Source organism: Desulfobaculum sp. (assembly GCF_054921475.1).
On sequence record NZ_JBUDSW010000334.1, the window covers coordinates 1 to 3,274 of the forward strand.

A 3,274-nucleotide genomic window follows, 5' to 3' on the forward strand; every position below is an offset into this window, starting at 1 on the left:
CTTCAGGCGTCACGGAATTGATGTTGCTCCAATAGCTCTCATACCCGCCACCAACGGTCACCTTGTCCCAGTCGTAGCTGAGGAAGGCGCTCAGGTCGCGGTTCATGAAAGATGAATCATCAAGGGTATCATCCGCTGTACGGCGGTCGCCGTGGTCCGTCCAGGTGCCAGAAAGGCGATAGTTAAAGCCCTTGGAGGAACCAAACAGAGACAGGTAGGACGCCACCCCATCGGTGGACGAATCATACGTCAGGCTCGTCTCCCCCTGCAGGGGCCGATCGCCTCCTTTCTTGGTGATGATATTCACCACGCCGCCGATAGCCTCGGAGCCATAGAGGACGGACGCCGGGCCCTTGATGACCTCGATGCGTTCAATACGGTCCGCGCCAATAAGCAGCGCCGCGCCGTCCATGCTTTTCTGTTCTGATATTTTCTGACCATCAATGAGAATAAGCACGCGCGAGCCGCTCTCGCCGCGCATCATAATGCGCTTGGCCCCCGCCAAGGACTGGTCAAAGACTTCAACGCCGGGGATATCCTGCAGCAGGTCGCCTACGGTGTTTGCCGGGGAACGGCGAATGTCTTCCTGCGTCAGCACGGAGACCGACGCGGGGACGTCCTTCAAATCGCGTTCGGCCTTGGTGGCCGTCACAGTCATGCCTTCCAGTTGCACAGTTGGTGTCTTCTCCTGCTCTGCCGCCATGGCAGGGACGCAGGACAGGATAACGAGACCCGCCGTCACAAGCAGCGCGCGCAGTGGCGCGGCAGAGGCGGTGCAGTGTGGGGATGAATTGGGAGTCACGAAGCTTTCTCCTCTTCACTAGAGAGATGAAGATAATCAATCATGAGCTGGGCCATGGTCACCTGCCAAAATTCTCCGGCGGTGGTGAGCTCCAGCCATCCATTACGACAGCTAACCAGCCCCGCCCGCTCCCACTGCTCGGTTAATGGCGCAACAAGGGCAGACAGGGGCATGCCGAACTCCTCACCAATACGGACAAGATTCACGCGGCAGAGTTCGAAGGCTGCGGCAAGGGTCTTGTCCAGTTTCGCGTTGGGGGCAGGACCAACCAACATGTCGATGGGCTTTTGCCCACTGGCTATGGCCTCGTGCCAGCCTTCGTAATCGCTCTTGACAAAGTGGAAGTGACCAAAAAGATTCCCGCCAGCGCCGGGGCCAAAAGGCAAACAATGCGAAGGCCCTTTCATCATATGATTGTAGATGTTGCGCTCTCTGGTATCACGCCCCCAGTGGCTGGCCGAAAGCCTGCGGTAATGGGCCTGCTGCATAATGCGCCCCCCTTCCACAAACATAGCGGCCTGTTGAGGGATATTCGCGGCAGGGGGCATGTCGCCCTTTTCTATAGCGTCATGGAGTGGGCTGCCCCTGAACACGTTCAGTTGGTAGAGATCCACGCCATGCAAATCGAGAGCAAGGAACTGCTCGATGTCTTTGCGCCAATCGTTCAGGGACTGACCGGGAAAGCCGTAGATGAGGTCGATAATAACCGCAGCTTGGTCCTGATCCCGCAAACGGATGAGGCTCTTGATGATGGTGTCCCGGTCCGCGATGCGGCGCATGGAGCGGCGCAGTTCGGTATTGAAGGTCTGCACGCCAAGGGAGAAACGGTTGGCCCCGGCCTCAAGGCACGCGTCCATTTTCTCCGGGCTGAAATTATGAATGCGTCCTTCCACAGTGATTTCGCAGTCGTTGGCAAGGGGGAGCGCGTCGCGAACGCCGCGCACCAAGCGCCGCAGGTCCGGGGCTTCAAGGGCGGTCGGTGTGCCGCCACCAAAGTACACCGCATGAATAGGCGCCGTGTCCGAAGGTGCAGCCTCACGCCACATGGCAAGCTCCCGCAGGAGGGCATCCGTGTAGCGCGCGCTCTCTCCCGAGCGGTACGCGCGATTGTAGAACCCGCAGTACAGGCAGTGCGTTTCGCAAAACGGCACATGAATGTAGGCCGCGGTCTTGCCTGTGCGCGGATGCGCCATAAGCCCAGCGAGTACCTCGGCGCGTTGCCCCTCCGGGACAGGGGTCCCGCCAAATCCAGCATGGATGGCGAGCTTCGCATCAAAGGCCTGCGTCAGCGGGTCGACGCCTTCGTTGGCGAAAAATTTCTGGCGCTGCTCAGCAGAGAGCGCATTGCGAAGCAATTGCACTTTGCCACCATGAGTATGACTTTCATTATCAACACCAGTGTGGTTTGAGACATCACGCGTATGTGAATCCATCACCCCTCCGGGTTTGTCTAAATCGCTTCGGCATCCCACTGAATATGAGACGCCCTGAGTACGTTAGCGTAAATAAAGTTTGAATGCTTGAACTTTTGGTGTCTCTACTGCCGCTCATGGCCTCTTGTCAACAGGAAAATGGCAGAATCTGTGACCTTGCGCCTGTCCTGTGTGAACGCGCCTCCCCGCGGAAACTGGCGTGGGCAATTCGACGCGATACCGCGCGGAAAGGTTGCTCACAGCTCTGGGGAAAAGCCTCCGGAGTGCTACACCTCAATCCGTTCACGGAATCCTCTCTCTCCATTTGTTCTTGTCCTGCCCTCAGAACGAAAAAACAAATTCTTCGGACTTTCAACGGATTACTGGGTGAACAAAATCCCTGAAGCGCCGCGATGGCACACAATCGCCCTTGCTCCGGGTTGCAAGGGACGCACTTCTGCCGTAGGGCTTCGAGTCCCCCGCGCCTCACCGCGCGGGGTGTAAGAACTCCTCAAAGAAAATATGGAAGAGAAATGTTTGGATTAGAACTCGCTCCGCAGGAGCTCCTGCTGGCGTTTTGTATAGTGATGTTTGGGGCACTGAGTCAGGGTGTGGCAGGGTTTGGCCTTGCCCTGCTTATTGGGCCTTTGTTGGTGATAGTGGATCCCATGTTTCTGCCCGGCCCCGTGGTGCTGCTCGTCAGCCTTGTCTGCGCGCTGATGGTCTTTAAGGAGCGCAGTGCGGTGAACGTCACCAACGTCAAGCGGACCTTGGTAGGCTACCTTCTCGGCACCGGCCTTGCCGCCGCCCTGCTCACCTCGCTGCCCGCGCGCGAGACCGCGCTCTTGCTCGGCGGACTTATCCTCGTCGCCGTGGGCATCAGCGCTGCAGGACTGTCCGTGCCGCCCAACCGGCGTGTGCTCTTCTCTGCCGGCATCATCGGCGGATTCATGGGCACAGTCAGCGGCGTTGGCCTGCCGCCCCTCGCCCTGGCCCTGCAAAACGAACCCGGCCCGCGCCTGCGCGGCACCCTCGCCTGCGTTGGGCTACTCTCCATTAT

Annotated in this window: 3 protein-coding genes; 1 reads left to right on the forward strand and 2 read right to left on the reverse strand. The window is 58.8% G+C overall.

Annotated elements, in window-relative coordinates:
• Both ACY69P_RS15475 and hutW read right to left on the reverse strand, forming a co-directional pair.
• The coding region (locus ACY69P_RS15475; protein ID WP_462328125.1) for a TonB-dependent receptor plug domain-containing protein at positions 1-802 on the reverse strand (802 nt) is incomplete at its 3' end.
• Complete coding sequence (gene hutW / locus ACY69P_RS15480) at positions 799-2,163, reverse strand: heme anaerobic degradation radical SAM methyltransferase ChuW/HutW (protein ID WP_462328126.1); 1,365 nt, start codon at positions 2,161-2,163, stop codon at positions 799-801. The genes hutW and ACY69P_RS15475, both read right to left, overlap by 4 nt.
• A gap of 584 nt (positions 2,164-2,747) precedes the next feature.
• Between hutW and ACY69P_RS15485 the strand changes: the two genes are divergently transcribed.
• Positions 2,748-3,274, forward strand: a 527-nt coding sequence (locus tag ACY69P_RS15485; protein WP_462328127.1) for a sulfite exporter TauE/SafE family protein, incomplete at its 3' end; no start/stop codon positions are given.